Source organism: Acinetobacter sp. YH12200, assembly GCF_013418175.1.
Taxonomy (GTDB): Bacteria; Pseudomonadota; Gammaproteobacteria; order Pseudomonadales; family Moraxellaceae; genus Acinetobacter; species Acinetobacter pseudolwoffii.
This window is the reverse complement of record NZ_VPCO01000019.1, coordinates 1-22,325: the sequence shown is the minus strand read 5'-3', so window position 1 is coordinate 22,325 and position 22,325 is coordinate 1. Positions and strand designations below refer to the sequence as shown.

The 22,325-nt window shown below is 45.2% G+C and carries 21 protein-coding genes; 11 read left to right on the top strand and 10 right to left on the bottom strand.

Annotated elements, in window-relative coordinates; genetic code table 11:
* The first annotated feature begins 44 nt into the window (after window positions 1-44).
* The 9 genes from benA (at window position 45) to pcaD (ending at window position 8,676) form a co-directional block, all read left to right on the top strand.
* Window positions 45-1,433 (top strand): benzoate 1,2-dioxygenase large subunit, encoded by a 1,389-nt coding sequence (benA, locus tag FTU90_RS12065; protein ID WP_159138099.1) that lies wholly within the window; start codon window positions 45-47, stop codon window positions 1,431-1,433.
* Window positions 1,430-1,921, top strand: a complete 492-nt coding sequence (gene benB, locus FTU90_RS12060) for a benzoate 1,2-dioxygenase small subunit (protein ID WP_005096959.1) — start codon at window positions 1,430-1,432, stop codon at window positions 1,919-1,921. The genes benA and benB overlap by 4 nt, the downstream gene beginning before the upstream one ends.
* Window positions 1,922-2,011: 90 nt before the next feature.
* Window positions 2,012-3,028, top strand: coding sequence for a benzoate 1,2-dioxygenase electron transfer component BenC (gene benC / locus FTU90_RS12055; RefSeq protein ID WP_100357616.1), 1,017 nt, complete (start codon window positions 2,012-2,014; stop codon window positions 3,026-3,028).
* Between the two features lie 24 nt (window positions 3,029-3,052).
* On the top strand, window positions 3,053-3,838 hold the full coding sequence (gene benD, locus FTU90_RS12050; RefSeq protein ID WP_074382751.1) for a benzoate diol dehydrogenase BenD: 786 nt from the start codon (window positions 3,053-3,055) through the stop codon (window positions 3,836-3,838).
* 60 nt (window positions 3,839-3,898) lie between these two features.
* Window positions 3,899-5,113: a benzoate/H(+) symporter BenE gene (gene benE, locus FTU90_RS12045; protein ID WP_074382750.1), complete on the top strand. Its 1,215-nt coding sequence runs from the start codon at window positions 3,899-3,901 to the stop codon at window positions 5,111-5,113.
* A 43-nt stretch (window positions 5,114-5,156) separates the two neighbouring features.
* Window positions 5,157-5,828 carry a 3-oxoacid CoA-transferase subunit A gene (locus FTU90_RS12040; RefSeq protein WP_005096964.1) on the top strand — a complete coding sequence of 224 codons (672 nt, stop codon included), beginning with the start codon at window positions 5,157-5,159 and terminating at the stop codon, window positions 5,826-5,828.
* 19 nt (window positions 5,829-5,847) lie between these two features.
* Window positions 5,848-6,501, top strand: a complete 654-nt coding sequence (locus FTU90_RS12035; RefSeq protein ID WP_159515746.1) for a 3-oxoacid CoA-transferase subunit B — start codon at window positions 5,848-5,850, stop codon at window positions 6,499-6,501.
* A 126-nt stretch (window positions 6,502-6,627) separates the two neighbouring features.
* Window positions 6,628-7,833, top strand: a complete 1,206-nt coding sequence (gene pcaF / locus FTU90_RS12030; protein WP_005096966.1) for a 3-oxoadipyl-CoA thiolase — start codon at window positions 6,628-6,630, stop codon at window positions 7,831-7,833.
* A 63-nt stretch (window positions 7,834-7,896) separates the two neighbouring features.
* Window positions 7,897-8,676, top strand: coding sequence for a 3-oxoadipate enol-lactonase (pcaD, locus tag FTU90_RS12025; protein WP_005170799.1), 780 nt, complete (start codon window positions 7,897-7,899; stop codon window positions 8,674-8,676).
* 69 nt (window positions 8,677-8,745) lie between these two features.
* Here pcaD and FTU90_RS12020 read toward each other — a convergent pair whose 3' ends face one another.
* The 3 genes from FTU90_RS12020 to FTU90_RS16315 all read right to left on the bottom strand — a co-directional run bounded on the left by FTU90_RS12020 (window position 8,746) and on the right by FTU90_RS16315 (window position 10,197).
* Complete coding sequence (locus tag FTU90_RS12020) at window positions 8,746-9,633, bottom strand: DMT family transporter (RefSeq protein WP_005096969.1); 888 nt, start codon at window positions 9,631-9,633, stop codon at window positions 8,746-8,748.
* Between the two features lie 116 nt (window positions 9,634-9,749).
* Window positions 9,750-10,040 carry a GNAT family N-acetyltransferase gene (locus FTU90_RS16320; protein WP_005096971.1) on the bottom strand — a complete coding sequence of 97 codons (291 nt, stop codon included), beginning with the start codon at window positions 10,038-10,040 and terminating at the stop codon, window positions 9,750-9,752.
* The gene (locus tag FTU90_RS16315) at window positions 10,033-10,197 is read right to left on the bottom strand and encodes a hypothetical protein (protein ID WP_005096973.1); all 165 of its coding nucleotides are present in this window, start codon (window positions 10,195-10,197) and stop codon (window positions 10,033-10,035) included. The genes FTU90_RS16320 and FTU90_RS16315 overlap by 8 nt, the downstream gene beginning before the upstream one ends.
* A gap of 246 nt (window positions 10,198-10,443) precedes the next feature.
* Here FTU90_RS16315 and FTU90_RS12005 point away from each other — a divergent pair, with 246 nt between their 5' ends.
* A complete protein-coding gene (locus tag FTU90_RS12005) occupies window positions 10,444-11,520 on the top strand; it encodes a putative zinc-binding metallopeptidase (protein WP_005096974.1) in 1,077 nt (358 codons plus the stop codon).
* Window positions 11,521-11,609: 89 nt separating this feature from the next.
* Here FTU90_RS12005 and FTU90_RS12000 read toward each other — a convergent pair whose 3' ends face one another.
* The 3 genes from FTU90_RS12000 to FTU90_RS11990 form a co-directional block, all read right to left on the bottom strand.
* Entirely contained in the window at window positions 11,610-13,106 is a 1,497-nt protein-coding gene (locus FTU90_RS12000) for a succinate CoA transferase (RefSeq protein ID WP_005096976.1), read from the bottom strand.
* A 117-nt stretch (window positions 13,107-13,223) separates the two neighbouring features.
* Window positions 13,224-14,399: a thiolase family protein gene (locus FTU90_RS11995; RefSeq protein WP_180072726.1), complete on the bottom strand. Its 1,176-nt coding sequence runs from the start codon at window positions 14,397-14,399 to the stop codon at window positions 13,224-13,226.
* Window positions 14,400-14,478: 79 nt separating this feature from the next.
* On the bottom strand, window positions 14,479-16,260 hold the full coding sequence (locus tag FTU90_RS11990) for an acyl-CoA dehydrogenase C-terminal domain-containing protein (protein WP_005096978.1): 1,782 nt from the start codon (window positions 16,258-16,260) through the stop codon (window positions 14,479-14,481).
* A 532-nt stretch (window positions 16,261-16,792) separates the two neighbouring features.
* Between FTU90_RS11990 and FTU90_RS11985 the strand changes: the two genes are divergently transcribed.
* Entirely contained in the window at window positions 16,793-17,398 is a 606-nt protein-coding gene (locus FTU90_RS11985) for a TetR/AcrR family transcriptional regulator (protein WP_005096979.1), read from the top strand.
* A gap of 65 nt (window positions 17,399-17,463) precedes the next feature.
* Here FTU90_RS11985 and FTU90_RS11980 read toward each other — a convergent pair whose 3' ends face one another.
* The 4 genes from FTU90_RS11980 to cysK all read right to left on the bottom strand — a co-directional run bounded on the left by FTU90_RS11980 (window position 17,464) and on the right by cysK (window position 22,029).
* Complete coding sequence (locus tag FTU90_RS11980; protein WP_005096981.1) at window positions 17,464-17,658, bottom strand: heavy-metal-associated domain-containing protein; 195 nt, start codon at window positions 17,656-17,658, stop codon at window positions 17,464-17,466.
* 74 nt (window positions 17,659-17,732) lie between these two features.
* Entirely contained in the window at window positions 17,733-18,140 is a 408-nt protein-coding gene (gene cueR / locus FTU90_RS11975) for a Cu(I)-responsive transcriptional regulator (RefSeq protein ID WP_159138096.1), read from the bottom strand.
* On the bottom strand, window positions 18,137-20,839 hold the full coding sequence (locus FTU90_RS11970; protein WP_180072706.1) for a heavy metal translocating P-type ATPase: 2,703 nt from the start codon (window positions 20,837-20,839) through the stop codon (window positions 18,137-18,139). Before FTU90_RS11970 ends, cueR begins: the two co-directional genes overlap by 4 nt.
* Window positions 20,840-21,030: 191 nt before the next feature.
* Entirely contained in the window at window positions 21,031-22,029 is a 999-nt protein-coding gene (cysK, locus tag FTU90_RS11965; protein WP_005170784.1) for a cysteine synthase A, read from the bottom strand.
* Window positions 22,030-22,325: the final 296 nt, after the last annotated feature.

The window sequence follows — 22,325 nt, the reverse complement described above, 5'->3', positions numbered from 1 at the left end:
GATATATCCCGCTGACTTCCCCCTTGGAAAGTCGGAGAAAGGACATGCCTCGTATTCCCGTAATTAACACCAGCCATTTAGACCGCATTGACGAATTACTGGTTGATGATTATGAATCTGGTGAATTTAAACTACACCGTTCAGTATTTACAGACCAGGCCCTGTTTGACCTTGAGATGAAATACATCTTTGAAAGCAACTGGGTTTATCTGGCACATGAAAGCCAGATTCCAAACAACAACGATTTCTATACCACTTATATGGGCCGTCAACCCATTATCATTGCACGTAACCGTCAAGGTGAACTCAATGCAATGATTAATGCCTGTTCGCATCGCGGTGCACAGTTGTGCCGTAACAAGAAGGGCAATAAAGCGACCTATACTTGCCCCTTCCATGGCTGGACGTTCAATAACTCCGGTAAGTTATTAAAAGTTAAAGACCCGGCTGAGGCAGGTTATTCAGACTGTTTTAATAAAGATGGTTCACATGACCTGAAAAAAGTAGCGCGCTTTGAAAACTATAAAGGCTTCCTGTTTGGTAGTTTGAATCCGGATGTCCCTTCTCTGGAAGAATACCTGGGTGAAGCAACCAAAATCATTGACATGATCGTGGGTCAGTCTGAGCAAGGTCTGGAAGTATTACGTGGTTCTTCAACTTATACTTATGAAGGCAACTGGAAGTTGACTGCTGAAAACGGTGCCGATGGTTATCACGTGTCTGCTGTACACTGGAACTATGCTGCCACGACTCAGCAACGTAAAGAAAAAGAAGCGGGTGATAACATCCGTGCCATGAGCGCAGGTTCATGGGGCAAACAAGGCGGTGGTTCTTACGGCTTTGAACATGGTCACATGCTACTTTGGACGCAATGGGCGAACCCGGAAGACCGTCCTAACTTTGCCAAGAAAGATGAATACACCGAGCAATATGGCGAAGCCATGGCGAAATGGATGATCGAACGTTCACGTAACCTGTGTATCTATCCAAACGTTTACTTCATGGATCAGTTCGGTTCACAAATTCGTGTACTGCGCCCGATTTCTGTCGATAAGACTGAAGTGACCATCTACTGTATCGCGCCTGTCGGTGAAGAGCCAGAAGCACGTACCCGTCGTATCCGTCAGTATGAAGATTTCTTTAACGCTTCAGGTATGGCGACACCAGACGATCTTGAAGAATTCCGTGCCTGTCAGGCAGGTTATGCCGGTATCGCGCTGGAATGGAACGATATGTGTCGCGGTTCAAAACACTGGATCCATGGTCCGGACGATGCAGCGAACGAAATCGGTTTAAAACCAAAACTGTCTGGTATTAAAACTGAAGATGAAGGTCTGTATCTGGCTCAGCATCAATACTGGTTAGAACTGATCAAGAAAGGTATCGCGTCCGAGAAAGAAATTGCAGCATCGACTGAAGGAGAAAACGCATGAGCGACATCACTTTAGAAAATATTGCGCAGTTCCTGTATCAAGAAGCCCGCTTTTTAGATGATGAGCAATGGGATGACTGGTTAACTTGTTATGCCCCTACTGCGTCTTTCTGGATGCCAGCCTGGGATGATGACGACAAACTGACCACAGATCCACAGTCTGAAATCTCGTTGATTTACTACCCGGACCGTCAAGGACTTGAAGACCGTGTGTTCCGTATCAAGACTGAACGTTCGTCTGCAACCATGCCGGACACACGTACCTGCCATAACCTCAGCAATATTGAAATTGTTGAACGTGATGGCGACAAAGTGACTGTACGTTTTAACTGGAATACTTTGAGCTTCCGTTACAAAACAAGTTACAGCTATTTCGGTATGTCTCGTTATGAAATCGATTTCTCAGGCGATAAACCACAAATTTTAAGCAAATACGTGGTACTGAAAAACGATTACATCAACCAGGTTATCGACATTTATCACCTCTAAGACTGTTCATACAGCCAGGTTAAGCCTTTCAGTCAGATGGAAAATTGACTGAAAGGCTCAGTTACAAAGATTTATATAGGATATTCAGCCATGTCAAACCACAATGTTGCACTTCAATTTGAAGATGGCGTTACACGTTTTATTTCTGTTTCAGATGGTGAAACACTGTCGGATGCAGCTTACCGTCAAAAGATCAATATTCCTTTGGACTGCCGTGATGGTGCTTGTGGAACGTGTCGTGCGTTTTGTGAATCAGGTTCATTTGACATGCCTGAAGAAACTTATATTGAAGATGCTTTAACGCCTGAAGAAGCCGCTGAAGGCTTTATTCTGGCTTGCCAATGTAAACCAACTTCAGATGCAGTGTTCCAGATTCAGGCGTCTTCAGAAGTCTGCAAAACTGAAATTCACGCTTTCCAAGGTACTTTGGCGCGTGTCGAAAACCTGTCTGACTCGACCATTACTTTTGACATCCAGTTAGACGAAGGTCAGGCAGACATTCACTTCCTTGCCGGTCAATATGTCAATGTCGGTATTCCGGGAACGACTGAAACCCGTTCTTATTCATTCAGTTCAAAACCAGGTAACCGTTTAACCGGGTTTGTGGTACGTAACGTGCCAAACGGTAAAATGAGTGAATTTTTAAGCGTCAATGCCAAAGCTGGCGACAAAATGACTTTCACGGGTCCATTTGGTAGCTTCTACCTGCGTAATGTGACACGGCCGGTGCTGATGCTGGCGGGTGGTACAGGGATCGCGCCGTTTATGTCGATGCTGCAAGTCTTAGAAGAAAAAGGTTCAGAACATCCAGTGCGTCTGGTGTTTGGTGTGACCAATGATTTTGACCTGGTGGCGATTGAAAAACTAAATGAGCTGCAGGATAAATTCCCTTGGTTCGAATACCGTACTGTGATTGCGAATCCAGAATCTAATCATGAGCGTAAAGGCTATGTGACCGGTCATATCGAAAAAGAATGGCTAAATGCGGGTGATGTGGATATTTATCTGTGTGGTCCTGTGCCAATGGTTGAAGCAGTTCGCGGCTGGTTAGATGCTGAAGGCGTTAAACCTGCAAACTTCCTGTTTGAAAAATTCTCTGCAAACTAAGTTCAGACTGAACCGGAGAATAGAATGAACCGTTCAAAAAGATTTGAAAATAAAGTCGTGATCGTGACCGGTGCTGCCCAAGGCATCGGGCGCGGTGTGGCGCTGCAAGTGGCAAACGAAGGCGCACAAGTCGTCATGGCGGATCTTTCCCCTTTTGTAGAGGAAGTTCTGGCTGAAATTGAAGCCACTGGCGGTGATGCGATTACTGTCAAAGCCAATCTGGAAACCTTTGCCGGCGCAGAATCTGTTGTCGCCAAAGCGCTGCAAACTTATGGCCGTGTCGATGTCCTGATCAACAATGTTGGCGGCGCGATTTGGATGAAACCTTTTGAAGAATTTTCTGAAGAGGAAATTATCAAGGAGGTGAACCGCTCACTGTTCCCAACGCTGTGGTGCTGCCGTGCAGTTCTTCCAGAAATGATTAAAAATCAGAAAGGTACAATTGTAAACGTATCTTCTATTGCCACACGTGGTATTAACCGTGTTCCATATTCAGCATCTAAAGGTGGTGTGAACGGTTTGACCGCTTCCCTCGCCTTTGAACATGCCAAAGATGGAATTCGTGTCAATGCGATTGCAACTGGCGGTACCGAAGCACCACCGCGTAAAGTGCCACGCAATGCCAATCCGCTGACTGAATCAGAAAAAGACTGGATGCAGCAAGTGGTTGATCAGACCATTGACCGTACTTTTATGGGTCGCTACGGTACGATTCAGGAACAGGTGAATGCCATTGTATTCCTGGCTTCGGATGAATCATCGTATATGACTGGTACCGTCGTACCGGTCGGTGGTGGTGATCAGGGCTAAATCCTGATCATGACTTTTTTTTAACAGGATCATGGTTTGACGCAAGGAGGCACATCACCAATGAACACCCTGTTTCAGACATTAAAAAATGATTGGTCAATTTCAGCAACTGTTGCAGGATTTTTAGCAGTACTGATTTCCTATTCAGGCCCACTAATCATTTTTTTCCAGGCTGCTCAACAAGCCCAAGTTTCCCCAGACATGATGATTTCATGGATTTGGGGAATTTCTATTGGTGCTGCACTTGCCGGTATTTTCTTATCGATTAAATACAAAATACCGGTGGTGACTGCCTGGTCTGCACCCGGAACGGCTTTATTAGTCACGCTTTTTCCTGATATTTCGCTCAATGAAGCGGTTGCTGCCTATATCACCTCTGCCGTGGTGATTTTTTTCATTGGGATCACCGGTTATTTCGACAAATTGCTGTCCTGGATTCCTCAGGAAGTGGCTGCCGGAATGATGGCCGGGATTTTATTGCAGTTTGGTTTAGGTCTGTTTACGGCAACCGATACCATGCCCTACATTGTGTTTGGCATGCTGGCAGTATTTTTACTGGCCAAGCGTTTCAGCCCACGCTATGCCATGGTTTGGGTATTAGTGGCAGGTGTGGTTTTAAGTCTGTTACTGGGCAAAATTAACCCGGTAACCGCTGATTTTAGCTTGGCGATTCCACAATTTATTGCCCCGGAATGGACCTGGAACTCTACCTTGAATCTGGCACTACCGCTGATTTTAGTCAGTCTTTCTGGCCAGTTTTTACCAGGCATGAGTATTATCAAGCTCAGCGGTTATGACATGCCGGCCAAACCTATTATTAGTGTGACCAGTATTGCTTCGCTTGCGGTGGCCTGTGTAGGCGGCATTACCATTGTACTGGCCTCAATCACGGCTGCTTTATGTTTGGGTAAAGATGCCCATGAACTGAAAGAAAAGCGTTATATCGCCGGCGTGGCCAATGGGCTTTTTTATATTTTAGGCGGCTTATTTGCCGGCAGCATTGTCATGCTGTTTAGCCTGATGCCCAAAGAACTCATTGCGGCTTTGGCAGGACTGGCATTGCTCGGTGCAATTGCCACCAATATTTCCGTTGCAATGGGCAAAGAATCACAACGTGATGCTGCCCTAATCACCTTTTTGGCGACTGCATCTGGTATGCAGTTCCTTGGACTGAGCTCAGTCTTTTGGGGGATTTGTATTGGTTTGGTGGCGCACTTTGTATTGTCACAGAAAGACCGTAACGCTGTTCCGCTTGCAGCATCAGATTCAAAATGAGTTTAAAGACATCCATAAGTTTAGGATATGAAAGGACCAGATTATGATAGATAAAAGTTCATTGTCATTGAAAGAAGCACTCTCCCAGATCAAAGATGGTTCAACCATCATGATTGGTGGTTTCGGTACAGCAGGTCAGCCTGCTGAACTGATTGATGGTCTGATCGAATTGGGTATCAAAGACTTAATTATCGTCAATAACAATGCCGGCAATGGCGACTACGGTTTGGCGAAACTGCTGAAAGCCGGGGCTGTACGTAAAATCATTTGCTCTTTCCCGCGTCAGTCTGATTCCTGGGTATTCGATGAACTTTACCGTGCAGGTAAGATCGAACTGGAACTGGTGCCGCAAGGTAATCTGGCTTGCCGTATTCAGGCCGCAGGTATGGGCTTAGGTCCAATCTACACGCCGACCGGTTTTGGTACCTTGCTGGCTGAAGGCAAACCGACTTTAAATTACGAAGGCAAAGACTTCGTTTTAGAAAATCCAATTAAAGCGGACTTTGCTTTGATTAAAGCCTCTAAAGGCGACCGTTGGGGCAATCTGGTATATCGCAAATCTGCCCGTAACTTTGGCCCGATCATGGCGATGGCCGCAGATATCACCATTGCTCAAGTGTCTGAAGTCGTGGAACTCGGTGCACTGGATCCAGAGCACATCATCACCCCGGGAATTTTTGTTCAACACGTTGTTCAAGTTAAACCTGCACAATAATTGGCATCGGAGATAAATAATGAGCTATAGCAAACTGACCCGTGACCAGATCGCTGAACGTGTGGCACAAGACATTCCTGATGGTGCTTATGTCAACCTGGGCATCGGCTTGCCAACCAAAATTTCCAGCTACCTGCCTTCAGATAAAGATGTATTCCTGCATTCTGAAAATGGCCTGTTGGCTTTTGGTCCTCCTCCTGCTGAAGAAGACCGTGATCCAGAGCTGATCAATGCTGGTAAAGAATTCGTAACCTTACTGGAAGGGGGTTCATTCTTCCATCATGGTGATTCCTTCGCGATGATGCGTGGCGGTCATTTAGACATCGCGGTATTGGGTGCCTTCCAGATTGCTGAAAATGGTGATCTGGCCAACTGGCATACTGGCGCACCGGATGCGATTCCGGCTGTGGGCGGTGCAATGGATTTGGCTGTGGGTGCCAAGAAAGTTTTCATCACCACCGACCACGTGACTAAAAAAGGCGAGCCAAAAATTGTGGCTGAGCTTTCATATCCGGCGACTGGTTTGAAATGTGTGGATCGTATCTATACCGACCTGTGTGTGATTGATATCACCAGCGAAGGCATGAAAGTGATTGAGAAAGTCGAAGGTCTGTCATTCGAAGAATTGCAGTCATTGACTGGCGCCAAGCTGATTGATGCGACTCAAAACTAATTCATAAATCCTCCCTAAATCCCTCCTTTATTAAAGGAGGGACTTTCACCCTTTAAATTCCGGGAAAAACGCCTCCCTTTAGTAAAGGGAGGTTGGGAGGGATTCAAAGATTTGGAAAGTAAAAACATGAAAAACGCCTATATTATCGATGCCATCCGTACCCCATTCGGCCGTTATGCCGGTGGCCTCGCTCCTGTTCGTACTGATGATCTCGGTGCACTTCCAATCAAAGCCTTAATAGAACGTAATCCATCGGTGAACTGGGAACAGGTCGATGATGTGATCTATGGCTGTGCCAACCAGGCCGGTGAAGATAACCGTAACGTTGGCCGCATGTCAGCGCTGCTTGCAGGTGTGCCTTATCAAGTGCCTGCAACTACAGTCAACCGCCTATGTGGTTCATCGCTAGATACTATCTCCATGGCTGCACGTGCGATTAAAGCGGGTGAAGCCCATCTGATTATTGCCGGTGGTGTCGAGTCAATGTCTCGTGCACCCTTTGTCATGGGTAAATCAGAAACCGCCTATGGCCGTAGTCAGAAAATCGAAGATACCACCATGGGCTGGCGTTTCATTAACCCGAAACTCAAAGACATGTACGGCGTAGAAACCATGCCGCAAACGGCTGAAAATGTTGCTGAACAGTTCGGGATTAACCGTGAAGATCAGGACAAATTTGCCCTGAGCAGCCAGCAACGTACAGCAGCAGCACAAGCCAAAGGTTTCTTTGATAAAGAAATCATTCCGGTGGTGATTCCACAACGTAAAGGCGATCCGGTGGTCGTAGATAAAGATGAACATCCACGTGCGTCTACCACTGCAGAAGCTCTGGCAAAACTAAAACCTGTGGTAAAAGCAGATGGTACAGTTACAGCCGGTAATGCTTCAGGCATTAACGATGGTGCTGCCGCCCTACTGATCGCGTCTGATGAAGCGATTGCGCAATACGGTTTAAAACCACGTGCCAAAATTATTGGCTCAACAGTTGTGGGTGTTGAGCCGCGCATCATGGGCTTTGGTCCGGCACCTGCTATCAAAAAGCTACTTGCTCAAACCGGTTTAACGCTAGAGCAGATGGATGTGATCGAGCTGAATGAAGCTTTTGCGGCCCAAGCACTGGCATGTACCCGTGATCTAGGCATTGAAGACGGCTCGGAAAAAGTCAATCCGAACGGTGGCGCAATTGCATTGGGTCATCCACTCGGCGCCTCTGGTGCACGTCTGGTGACCACTGCCTTGAACCAGCTGGAACAAACTGGCGGTCAATATGCACTCTGTTCAATGTGTATTGGTGTCGGTCAAGGTATTGCTTTGATTATCGAACGCGTCTAAAAGCAATATCACTTAATGAAAATTTCCCCTCCCTTTTTTAAAGGGAGGTCGGGAGGGATTTTAATGCCAACATTTACATCTAACGATGCACAAATTAATTACCAGACTTTTGGGGATGCCTCTAAACCTGCAATTGTGTTCTCCAATTCATTGGGCACCAAATTCAGCATGTGGCAGCCACAAATTGAATTTTTCCAGAAAGATTATTTCGTGGTGTGTTATGACACCCGTGGTCACGGTGGCTCGAGCGCACCACAAGGGCCATATACCCTGGATCAACTGGGTCAAGATGTAGTGAATCTACTGGATCATTTAAATATCCAGAAAGCTGCTTTCTGTGGCATTTCCATGGGTGGTCTGACTGGCCAATGGCTGGCAATTAACCGCCCAGAACGCTTTAACCAAGTGATTGTGTGTAATACGGCAGCCAAAATTGGTCAGGAACAGGCCTGGCTGGAACGTGCTGCACTGGTGCGTGAGCAAGGCTTGGCACCGATTGCATCGACCGCAGCATCACGCTGGTTTACCGAACCCTTTATTCAAAGCAACGCAGCAATTGTTGCAGAACTTTCAAACGACCTTGGAGCTGGCAGCCCGGAAGGTTATGCGAGTTGCTGTGAAGCTTTGGCTAAAGCGGATTTACGTGAACAGTTAAAGACAATTTCAGTTCCTGTATTGATTGTGGCAGGTCAGCAAGATCCTGTAACGACTGTTGCTGATGGTCAGTCGATGCAAGCCAGCATTGCCAATAGCCAACTGTTTGAAATCAATGCATCGCATATTTCCAATGTCGAGCAACCTGAAGCGTTCAATCAGGCAGTTCAGGCATTTATTGCAGCTTAAACTGCTCAAAAAAAGAAAAAAGCCACTGATCATCATCAGTGGCTTTTTTTTATCAAGATGGAGTCAGCATTAAGCCCAAATGACCAAAATCGCAGCGATCACCACCAAGCCCAACCCCCAATGTTCGGCACGTGCCAGTTTCTCCTTAAAGAAATATGCAGAAATCAGCATACTAAATAAAATCTCGATTTGACCTAGTGTTTTGACAATGGGCACACTCATCATGCTCATGGCAGTAAACCAGCCCAGCGATGCCATAAAGCTGCACACGCTGACTTTAAAGGTTAATCTCAAGCGTTGCCACATGGCCACTAAAGTCTGGCGGCTAAATAGACTCAGATAGATCAGCATACTGATGCATTGAAAACTGATGACCATCAGCAGTACCCATGCAGCACGATGGACAGTTGGCAATGTGCTTAGCTCCAGACTCGCCTCCCTGACCAAGAGTGAGGTAATCGCAAAACTTAAGCCGCTGCCGATTCCAATCGCTAAGGTCTGGGCAGAAAATCCGCTGATCTGCTGGCCTTTACTCAGCAGGAATACAGCATAAGCACCGAGTACCACACCGATCCAGGCCAGTACCGATAAATGATCGGCTAAAAACACGACACCAATGACGGCGGCAAGAATGGCTTCACTTTTAGCCAAACCGACCCCAATCGCATAATTTTTTTGTTGAAACAGCTTCACCATCAAGGCAGTCGCTAAAATCTGGCTTGAACCAGCAATCACAATATAGACCCAAAACCTGGGAGTAAAATGGATAATATTTTCAACGGGCTTGAAGTGATAAAGACTGGACAGATAGATTATTGCAAAGGGCAAGGCAAAGATAAACCGTGCCAGCGTGACCCCCCAAACATCGACCGTAGTGCTCAGCTGTTTTTGAAATGCATTACGCCATGCCTGCATAAATGCAGCCATTAAGGTGAAAAAGATCCAGCTGATTGCCATAAAATGATTTGCATATATAACAAAAGTGAACCAATTCTATGCCTAAGTAAAAGGCATGACTAATTAAAAATGGAGTGAAGGTGAATAGCGGAAAGTTTGGATTGTTTTTAGATGGTTTAAATTTCAGCTAAGTAGTCTTTTCGCATGGGAATAAAACGAATGCCATTTTCCTCAGTGTATTCGCCCATTTCAACAAAACCGAAGCGTTTATAAATATCCAAAGCATATAAACTGGATTTTACAGTAATAGATTGATGACCTTGGCTACGAATATGTTTTTCTAAAAAGCGCCACATTTGGCGACCGTAACCTTGACCTTGATAAGCCTTATTCAAGAAAAAATGCATGAAATGTACAGGTGCTATATAAGCCACCACACCGACTATTCTGCGGTCAATTTCAGCCACATAATAATAAATTATCTGGCCGTTCAAAAATGGTTTGAATTACTTCAGCTTTAAAACGTAAGCGTCCCTCTTCTGCCGTAGTGACAGCCTCTACAAATGGTGCAATGACTTCTACGATAGCAGATGTATCCTGAACAGTAGCTTTTCTAATGTTCATATTATTTTAAATTTCACCTTAACCTGGCTTTGTTGCAAAAACAGATCATCTGTCAATTTGTATTTCTCTAAGCAATCTTTTTCTATTTAAAAATAACGAGTTATTTAGCTCACAATATAATGCCAAGCATCCTCCATTTACAATTCAGCCATATAGAGTTTTTATTAAAATTTTTATGATGTTATTACAATAGGATGAAATTTAGGTAGGCATTCTAGACAGTTTGCTTCCCTACAGGGAGTTTAGATGAAACATTTTGAATGCGCCGTCTGCCAGCAACAGCTATTTTTTTACAAATCAGTCTGTGATCATTGTATGTCACCAATCGGCTATGTCGCTTCGGAAAAAGAATTGTGCGCATTTAAAAAGCAGAGTGCTGATCAATGGATTCCAGTCTCCAAAAGTTATCAGCATGCCAGTTATAAACCCTGTCATAACTATACGCACTATCAGGTATGTAACTGGATGATTCCCAGTAATGAAGATGAAGATTTTTGTGAGTCCTGTCAACTCACTCATGTGATTCCTGATCTGGAAAATTCAGAGAACCTGATTTACTGGTTTCGACTGGAAGAGGCCAAACGCCGCTTCCTTTATTTGGCGCAGCGTATGAACATGATGCCACGCCCCAAAAAATCTGAAGATGATCCATTTGGCCTGCGTTTTGATTTTTTACTGCCTGAAGATGATCAGCCGGTTTTGATTGGTCATGCCAATGGTGTGATTACTTTAAATGCGATTGAAGCGGATGTGGTGTATCGTGAAACAACACGCGTGAATATGGGAGAAAATTACCGGACTTTATTGGGCCATTTTCGCCATGAAAGCGGACATTACTATTTTGCACTGATGCAACACTTACATCCGGAACTGATTGAAGAGTTTCGTCATTATTTTGGCGATGAGCGGCAAAATTACAGTGAGGCGCTGCAAACTTATTATAATGACGGCGCCCCGATCAACTGGCAGGAAAACTATATTAGTGCTTATGCCACCGCACATCCCTGGGAAGACTGGGCAGAAACCTGGGCGCATTATCTGCATATGATGGAAACACTGGAAACTGCTTACTATGCTGGAATCCGCGTTATTGGCAATGGTGGCTATCTGGCCAGCATGGATTTTAAAGAATGTCCAATTGGCGGACAGGACGTTGAACATATTCTTGCAAACTGGGTTACCTTAACCTTTAATTTAAATGCCTTGAACCGTTGTATGGGTCTGGAAGATGCCTACCCATTCAAGCTGACCGAAGCGGTAAAAGACAAGCTTCGATTTATACATCGGCATGTACTGGAAAAAGTTTTTAAATCATCCAAATGATCTTTAAACGACAAAAAAATGGATGTAATCAAATGAATAAAGCCCGTATACAACGGGCTCTATTTGATGATCAATGCGATTAAAACGTATTAAGCGGTTTTCATTGAACCGGTTTCTTCAAATTGGGCATGCCAAGACAAAGCTTCATTCAATAAATGCGGTGTCTGACCACCACGCGCACAGGCACGCTCAAAATAATGATTTAAACTTTCGCGGTAATCTGGATGAGCACAGATATCGATAATCTTGCGGGCACGTTCACGCGGTGCCAAACCACGCAGATCTGCCAAACCTTGCTCAGTCACCAGAATATCAACGTCATGATCGGTATGGTCGGTATGGCTGACTAGGGGAACGACTGAAGAAATCGCACCACCTTTGGCATAGGATTTGGTCACAAAGATGGCAATATGCGCATGACGGGTAAAATCTCCCGAGCCTCCAATGCCGTTCATCATCTTGGTTCCAGTAACATGGGTTGAATTCACATTTCCGTAAATATCAAACTCAAGTGCTGTATTAATCGCAATAATCCCAAGACGGCGAATCAGTTCAGGATTATTGGAAAGTTCCTGTGGACGCAAGACAATTTTATCTTTGTATCGATCAAAATTGTTCATCACTCGTGCGGCACAGTCATCGGTCAGGGTCATGGAGCAACCTGAAGCAAAGGTCATCTTGCCTGAATCGATAAGCTGGAAAGTGCAATCCTGCAAGACTTCAGAATACATTTCCAGATTATTGAAATTGGAATGTTCAAAGCCGGCAAAGACCGCATTGGCCACGGAGCCCACACCGGATTGCAGCGGCCCCAGATTTTCAGGTAAACGCCCTGCTGCCACTTCCTGTTCAAAGAAATGAATCAGGTGACTGGCAATCGCCAGCGTTTCTTGATCCGGTTCGTCCATGCCAAAGGAAGTGTCTGGAATCTCATTGATGACAATCGCAGAAATTTTTTCAGGTGCAACATGAATCCCGATTGTTCCAATTTTGTCACTGGCTTGAGTCAGAGGAATTGGCTCACGGTTTGGACGCGCTTGAGGTACATAGATATCGTGAACGCCTTCTAGCACGGGATTAATCGTCATATCAATTTCAATAATGACCCGATCTGCCATTTCGATGAAATTTGCAGAATTTCCGCAAGAGCCTGTCGGAATAATCTGACCGTCTTCAGTAATCGCAGTTGCAGCAATTACAGCCACATTAATCGCTGGCAAGTTTTTATGACGGATATTATCGGCCAGTTCAGAGAGATGCTGATCGACATACATCACTTCACCGGCATTAATCGCTTTACGTAAAGAAGGATCTGCCTGATAAGGATAACGGCGGGTTATGACATGTGCTTCATTGAGTTTTCCATCAATCCGGTTCCCCAGACTTGCACCTGTCGCCAAGGTAATATGAATTGGATACTTCTGTGCATATTCAGCCAAGGCCAAAGGCACAGTTTTCGCTTCACCTGCCCCCCCAAAACCACTTAAACCAACTACATCGCCATCTTGAATCAGTTGTAGTGCTTTTTCGACAGATACGACTTTATCTTGTAATGGGAGCAAACGAATGCGCTCTAAACCGTTCATAAAAAATCTCAAAAATATAAAATAAAGAGGCGTCTGCTCCTGGTGAACCAAGAGCATTAGCGTCTAAATCAATCAATAATTAATTTTGCTAATTCGAGCATTGAATTTTGGCTGGACTTAAACCAGTTCCACTGCAATCGCAGTTGCTTCACCGCCACCGATACACAGTGCGGCAATACCTTTCTTGCCACCAGTACGTTTTAAGGCATGAATCAAGGTCACAATAATACGGGAACCAGAAGACCCCAGTGGATGACCGAGCGCACATGCGCCACCGTTGATGTTGACTTTTGCAGTATCCAGTTTAAAGCCATCAATGGCTAGCATCGTCACCATGGCAAAAGCCTCATTGATTTCCCAGAGGTCAACATCGGCGGCATCCCAACCGGTTTTTTTCAGCACTTTTTCAATCGCACCGACAGGTGCAATGGTGAATTCCGAAGGATGCTGCGAATGGCTGGCATAGGCCAAAATATTAGCCAGCGGTTTTAAGTTACGCTGTGCAGCAATTTCACTAGAGGTGACCACCAGTGCTGAAGCACCGTCTGAAATTGAACTGGCATTTGCTGCGGTAATGGTTCCGTCTTTTTTGAAGGCTGGACGCAAGCTTGAAATTTTGTCCGCTTTGGCATTTAAAGGCTGTTCATCCTGCTCAACCACCACATCGCCTTTACGGTTACTGACAGTGACTGCTACGATTTCATCTTTAAAGAAGCCTTGCTGAACAGCCGTCACCGCTTTGTTTAATGAGCCAATGGCATAATCGTCCTGCTGTTCGCGTGTATAACCTTTTTTATCTGCCATTTCCTGTGCCAGAACTCCCATCGACAGACCTGTTTCTGCATCTTCCAGACCTTCCTGGAACATGTGATCCGTGACTTTGCCATGTCCCATACGGAAACCGGCACGTGCCTTGTCCATCAAATATGGCGCATTAGACATAGATTCCATGCCACCTGCGACCACAATTTCAGCCGAACCCGCTTTGATTGCATCTGCTGCCTGCATCACCGCTTTCATGCCTGAGCCACAGATTTTATTGATCGTGGTGGCACCTGTTGAATCCGGTAAGCCGGCTTGACGCATGGCCTGACGTGCCGGGCCCTGTTTTAAACCCGCCGGCAGTACACAGCCCATAATGACTTCATCAATATCGTTTGCAGTTAAACCAGCACGAGCTACAGCTTCCTTGATCGCCACAGCACCCAAATCAGGCGCCGTACAGCTTGAAAGTGAGCCTTGAAAACCGCCCATTGCGGTACGTACAGCTTCTACAATTACAATCATTCTAATCTCATCCTTTTTCATCATTGTTATTTAACACCGCACAGCAGAAGCTCTGCAGTGTTTGTCCTTCGCAATACTTGCCGGTTTAAGCCTGTGCAGTGAAATAGTCTTCAGGTAATTGCATGACCAGTTCTGCACCTGCCTGAATACGTTGAATTCGGGCACTCAAATCCGGGAGAACTTTGGCGACATAATAATTCGCCAGTACCAATTTGTTCTGGAAATAGCTATCGTCTTTCGTTGCTGCAGCTTTGCTGATACGCGCATACATATACACAAAACTGAGCAGACCCACCGCATGCAGATAATCGACCGCAATCGAGTTAGCAAAGTCCGGATTCAGTTGAGACTGCTCGACGATAAAGCTGGTGATGTCTTCCAGTTGCTGACAGGTCTCTAATGTCGCCGTTTTAATCGTCAATGAATCATCCAGACCTTGGGCGAACTCGCGGATTTCAGCGATATACTCTGCAATATAAGCACCTTTACATTTGGTAGTTTTACGGCCAATCAGGTCAATTGCCTGCACACCATTGGTGCCTTCATAAATTTGTGAAATGCGCAGATCGCGAATACATTGTTCCATACCCCATTCACGGATATAACCATGACCACCGAAGCACATTTGCGCTTCCAGTGCAGAATCTAATGCTTTATCAGTCAGATATGCTTTGGCAATTGGGGTTAACAGAGCCACACGGTCGGTCGCTTTACGCACCGCTTCAGCATCGGTCGAATATTTGGTGATATCCAGCTGCTGACCGACATAGACAGCAAAGGCACGAGATGCTTCATTGTTGGCGCGCACATTCAGCAACATCCGGCGCACATCACCATGTACCAGAATCGAATCGGCTGGTTTTTCCGGTGATTTCGCACCGGTCGAGGCGCGTCCCTGTAAACGGTCTGTCGCATATTGTGCCGCATTCTGATAAGCAAATTCTGCCGCGCCAATGCCCTGAATTCCCATCGACAGACGTTCGTAGTTCATCATCACGAACATGCCGGCCAGTCCTTCATTTTCGTTACCGACCATATAAGCTTTGGCACCATCAAAGTTCATGACGCAGGTCGCCGAGCCTTTAATTCCCATCTTATGTTCGATTGAACCCGCAGATACTGCATTACGTTCACCGAGTGAACCATCTGCATTCACCAGAAATTTCGGCACAATAAACAGGGAAATGCCACGTGAACCGGCGGGTGCATTTGGTGTTTTTGCCAGCACCAGATGAATGATATTTTCACTCAGGTCATGTTCACCGCTGGTAATAAAGATTTTGGTACCGCTGATGTTATAGCTGCCATCTTCATTGGGTTCAGCCTTGGTTTTGATTATGCCAAGATCAGTACCTGAATGTGGCTCAGTCAGACACATGGTGCCCGACCATTCGCCTGTATAGAATTTTGGTAAATAAGTTTCTTTCTGTTCTTGTGAAGCACGATCATTGATCGCCATGCCTGCACCCACGGTTAACAGCGGGTAAAGCATAAATGATGGATTGGTACTCCAGATCATTTCATCGGCCAGCACGGTCAGCATTTTTGGCATATTCTGCCCGCCCCATTCTTCACTGGCACCTAAACCTACCCAGCCACCTTCAGCAAACTGCTTAAAGGCATCTTTAAAGCCTGTAGGTGTGGTCACTTCACCATGTTTAAACTGAGCACCACCTTCTTCATCCGCAGGACGATTCAGGTCAAGAATGACATTCTTGGAAAATTTGGCCATCTCTTCCAGAATTGCATTTGCAGTTGCCATATCTAAATGTGCAAGATTTTCATTACCTTGCCAAAATTGTTCAGCTTGAAACACATCATTTAAAATAAATTCCATGTCTTTTAGCGGCGCATTATAAATAGGCATTCTTACATTCCTTAACTGGTGATACTCAATTCTGTTGCTGAGCGTTTTATAATCATTGATTCATGAAAATCTTTTTTATGATTTTACTTCAATCAATGCATATCAATCGAAAATCATCATCTCGAATTAATCCAGCAGTAAATCTCATTCAACTAAATAAGCGACATAAAATTTAAAAACCCAAGCTTTATGTCACCGTTATTTACTGAACCAAGCAGGCTTAAAATGATTCTTTATTCACCACTATAATCCTTTGCCAGGACGGTCTTAAACCGAATAATGATTTCACTTGATGTGCTGAAACAATAAAATAATTATGCTGAAAATGGAATTTTATTTAGCAAAGTTGATCTCTAGGGTTCAGTTTTCTTGACAATATTTCCAGACTGACACCATATATATTTTTCATTGTCAGCAGTTGCTGCATAAATATACAAAATTAGATAAATATCACGACCTTAGTTTTATAGCTATCTTGGGTAAAATTGAATATTCTTGAAAGGTTCTTTTTCGAAAAATATGGACCAAGAAGATGACGACTGTAAGACAGCAGAACTTCCTTCTTCGTAAAGAGAAGATCCTGAGCATGGCTGAAAGCCTGCTACTGGACAATAATCAGGACATTACCCTGAGTGAACTTGCCAGTGAACTGGACATCGCGAAAGGAACGATCTACAAGCATTTCAAAAGCAAGAACCAGTTATATTTAGAACTAATTATTCTGAATGAAAAAAGAATCCTGGAAATATCAAAAAAATATAATAACGATATTAAAAATTATGTTTCGCAATATATGCTCTATCACATGCTCAATTCCAATCGCACCATCCTGTTGCATGTGATTGAAGAGCGTTTAACCAATAATGAAAAAAACCTGAAAGATTTATTTCAGGAGCTTTATCGGATTCGCGAAGAACGGATTATCCGGATTAAAGACATGACCCATGATTATCTGGTGGCTTTAGAAAGTGCCATGTCGATTCGGGATTATTTGTCTTATATCTGGACCGTGACTTATGGTGCTTCACTATTATTAAATTCGACCAATTATCAAAAAGCGATTGGTTCACGTGAACGCCTGATTAAACTGTATATTAATCAGGCGCTGATGACCCCGGATAAAATCTCGTCAGTCTAAGCCCTATAATAAAAAATGCCGGATTGAATCCGGCATTTTATTTCAATTGAATGACTTAACAAATATCAAGCAGCAATTGGCGGAAATCCGTCTTCGGTTAAAGCCGCGACAATCTCGGACTCAGTGACTGTCGATTCAACTTCGACCAGCTTAGTCGCCACATCTATATGAACGGTGGCATTTTCATCCAGATCTTTAATCGTAGCAGTCACACTGCGTGCACAGCCACCACAGGTCATATTTTCAATACGGAATTTCATATTTGGCTCCATAGGATCGCTTTAAAAATTAATGTGATTGGGCAGATTATATTTAACCTGAGCTGCAGATCAGCTCAGTACTGCTCAGGGACGACACCCTGTTCAATCTGTTTTAAAATCTGGCAATCGGACTGTTCATTGCCGGCACACTGCTCCACCGATTGCTGTAATATGACCAGCATATGCTGCATATCGGCAATTTTCTGTTGTAAAAACTGGATATGTTTTTCGGCCAGCTGTTTCACCTCGCTACTCTGACGTGAGCTGTTTAGCCACAGGCCGAGTAATTCTTTCATTTGCTCTGAAGAAAAGCCGAGCTCGCGTGCATGTTGAATAAAACTTAAGGTTTTAATGTCCGCATCAGTATAAACCCGATAGCCTGCATCGCTTCGTTTCGCAGCGGGCAACAACCCGATGTCTTCATAATAACGAATCATTTTTGCAGAGATGCCGGAACGTTTTGCCGCCTGACCAATATTCATCCTGCTTGCTCCTTGAACTGTACCGCTTTGTAGGCTTTTAATCTCAAAGCATTAGTGACAACAAACACGGAAGACAATGCCATCGCACCTGCGGCAAACATCGGCGATAACAAGATGCCCCAGAATGGATAGAGCACCCCGGCAGCGATCGGGATTAAAGCAATATTATAGACAAAGGCCCAGAACAGGTTCTGCCGGATATTGCGTATGGTGGCCTGACTCAGACCAATTCCGGTGGCCACATGCTGTAAATTACCTGACATCAACACCACATCGGCTGCCTCAATCGCGACATCGGTGCCTGTACCAATCGCCATGCCAACATCAGCCTGTGCCAGTGCCGGGGCATCATTGATTCCGTCCCCGACAAAAGTGAGTACGCCATATTGCTGCTGGAGTTGACGTACCGCATCCACTTTCTCATGCGGTAAAACTTCCGCAATTACCTGATCAATTTTCAGCTGTTTGGCAATGGCCTGCGCGGTATGCTGATTGTCACCGGTGATCATCGCTACTTTTAGACCCTGCTCATGCAAGGCCTGAATCGCACTATAGGTAGTTGCTTTAATCGGATCCGCGACGGCAATAATCGCCGCCAGCTTTTGATTGATCGCCACATATAAGGGACTACGGCCCTGATCACCGAGTTTTTGTGCAGTAGACCGAAACAGATCGACATTTAGACCTAAGTTCTGCATCAGACGTTCAGCTCCAATATGCAGCTGCTGACCAGCTACCTGTGCCTTGACCCCTGCGCCGGTGATCGAATCAAAATCTGTGACTTCACTCAGTTCCAGTTGTTGCTCATGAGCTGCCTGAACAATGGCATGGGCAATCGGATGTTCTGACTTGGCTTCAACCGAAGCCACCAGTTGCAATACAGTCTGCTGATTAAAATCTGCTGTGACTTCAAAGTCCGTCAGCAACGGTTTTCCTTCAGTCAAGGTTCCGGTTTTATCAAGTGCGACGACTTGGGTTTGCTGCAATAACTGTAAAGCTTCACCCTTACGAAACAGCACGCCCAGTTCAGCGGCACGCCCAGTTCCGACCATAATTGAGGTCGGCGTTGCCAGCCCCATCGCACACGGACAGGCAATAATCAGCACCGCCACGGCGTTGACCAATGCATAGGTCAGATTGGGTTCAGGCCCAAACAGGAACCAGACCATGAAGGTCAAGGCCGCCAGTGCCATGACGGCAGGTACAAACCATAAAGTCACTTTATCCACCACCGCCTGAATCGGTAGTTTCGAGCCTTGTGCCTGTTCCACCATCTCAATAATCTGCGCCAGTACAGAATCCTGTCCGACCGCAGTGGCCCTGATTTGCAAGGTTCCATTCTGGTTCACTGTACCACCCACCACCTGATCCCCGGCCTGTTTGGCCACGGGTAAAGGCTCACCACTCATCATTGCTTCATCGATATAACTTTGCCCGGCAACCACTTCACCATCGACGGCGACTTTTTCACCCGGGCGGATTTCAATCAGCATGCCCTGTTGTACATCGGCAATCGCCAGATCAACCCAGTTGCCATGCTGTTGTACCCGTGCGGTTTTCGGTTGCAAGCCGACCAGATACTGAATCGCTTCTGAGGTTTTACCTTTGGCTTTGGCTTCCAGATACCGCCCCAGTAAAATCAGCGCAACAATGACAGCTGCCGCTTCAAAATATACATGGACGGTGGACTGGGGTAACAGCTGCGGAAAAAAGGTCGCAATGCAGGAAAATCCATAAGCTGCGATTGTTCCGACTGCGACCAGAGAATTCATATCCGGCGCCAAACGCAATAAAGCCGGAATACCATGCTGATAAAAACGCCGTCCCGGAATAATCAGCACCAAACTGGTCAGCACAAACTGCAGATACCAGCTGTTCTGGATTCCCAACGTCTGCGCAATAAAATGATGAAAAGCCGGGATCAGATGTGAACCCATTTCTAGAATAAATACAGGGACTGCCAGAATAAGAGCAAGCCAAAGATCCCGTTTCAGTTGCGCGGTTTCAGTGGCTTTCTTTTCCTGAAAAGCCACATGGCGATCTGCCGAGAGATGTGTATTGGTTTTTTCTGTGGCTTTAAAACCGGCTTTTTCTACAGCAGCAATCAAAGCTGGGATGTGCTGACGGGATGCCTGAATCGAAGCAGTTTCAGTCGCCAGATTGACTTGTGCTGTACTGACGCCGTCTACTTTTAATAAAGCTTTTTCAACACGCGCGACGCAGGAGGCGCAGGTCATGCCTTCAATCGCCAGTTCAATCCGGTCAGCCTGAAGATCAAAACCGGCTTTTTGCACCGCCTGAGTCAACTTGGACAATGGCACAGAATTGATTAGACTCACATGCGCCTTTTCAGTGGCCAGATTCACGTGTGCATCCAGTACACCTTCTACTTTTTTTAGGGCTTTTTCTACGCGAGCCACACAAGATGCACAGGTCATGCCTTCAATATTCAAAGCAAACTGTTGCGTCGGTACATCAAAGCCAGTTTTTTCAATTGCTTGAACTAGCACAGCGGCAGCAATCGGCTGCTGGCTTTTAATAAAAGCTTTTTCAGTCGACAGGTTGACAGATGCCTCAACCACGCCCTCAATTTTTTTCAAGGCTTTTTCGACCCGAGCCACGCAGGATGCACAGGTCATACCGCCAATCTGCACCTGCTGTTCATATAACCGGATGCTGTCTTGTTCTGCCATGCCCATCTCCATGCATCAACTTGCTGCCGATGCTATAGCTTAAACATTCCCAGCATGGCAAGGTCAAGTCTTTCATTTAAATATTTTAGGAAAGATAAAGCGGTATTGCGATTGGATGCTCATCCAAGAACCAAATAAAAGCCCGAAGATGACTTCGGGCTTTTATAGCAGTGTTTAAAATATTGAATGCATCAATTTTATTCGGCAGAAATATCTTCAAACAGAACCGAAGACAGGTAGCGTTCACCGCCATCTGGCAAAATCACCACAATATTTTTACCGGCATTTTCAGGGCGTGCAGCCAGTTGTGCCGCTGCCGCCATGGCCGCACCACTTGAAATGCCGACCAAAATACCTTCCTGAGCTGCAGTTTTGCGTGCCCACTCGATTGCCTCTGCGCTATTAATGGCAATCACTTCATCGACCAGATCTAAATCCAGGTTGCCCGGAATAAAGTTGGCTCCGATACCTTGAATTTTGTGTGGTCCCGGTGTCAGCGTTTCGCCGCGTTTGGCCTGACCAATAATTGCAGATTCAGCAGGTTCCACCGCCACCGAATATAGAGGCTTATTTTTAACTTTCTCAAAGTAACGCGAAATACCGGTAATGGTTCCGCCTGTTCCGACACCTGCGACCAGAATATCGACGTTACCCGCCGTAGCTTCCCAGATTTCTGGGCCGGTGGTTTCTTCATGAATTTTAGGATTGGCTGGGTTTTCAAACTGTTGTGGCAGGAAATACTGCTCCGGGTTCTCATTCAACAGACTCTCGGCTGCTTCAATCGCCCCTTTCATGCCTTTGGCCGGATCGGTCAAGACCAGATTGGCTCCTAAAGCTTTGACTACTTTACGGCGTTCAATACTCATGCTTGAAGGCATGGTGAGCGTCAGTTCATAACCTTTAGCGGCTGCCACAAAGGCCAATGCAATGCCGGTATTGCCACTGGTGGGTTCAACGATGTGCATACCGGGTTTGAGTTTTCCAGATTTTTCTGCATCGTTAATTAATGCTGCACCAATACGACATTTGACTGAAAAGGCCGGATTACGGCTTTCAATTTTAGCAAGTACAGTTACCGGAGCTGAAATTACACGATTAATACGAACTAGCGGTGTATTTCCAATTGCGTCTGCATTATTACTATAAACCGCTATCCCTAAATTATTTGGTGTTGGAAAAGCTGAATCTGTACTCATGATGATATCCCTGATGTTATTGGTTCAAGTCATTTAAACATCATACAAGCATTTTTTTCGTTTGTAGATGTTTGATGGAATTTGCACTTGATCGCAGTAATTTAAACCAAAATATTTTTTAAATAATTCGATGATTTTATATTATTTATCAACGTTTAAAATATAACTTTAACTAGGGCGTGTCCTCATTTGAAAAATTGGTTTTAAATACTTAAAATCCTCCTTTAAGCTCTTTTGATTTCTATATTTTTTCAATGGCACGTACTCTTCTCACCGATGATATCTGGCAGCAAATT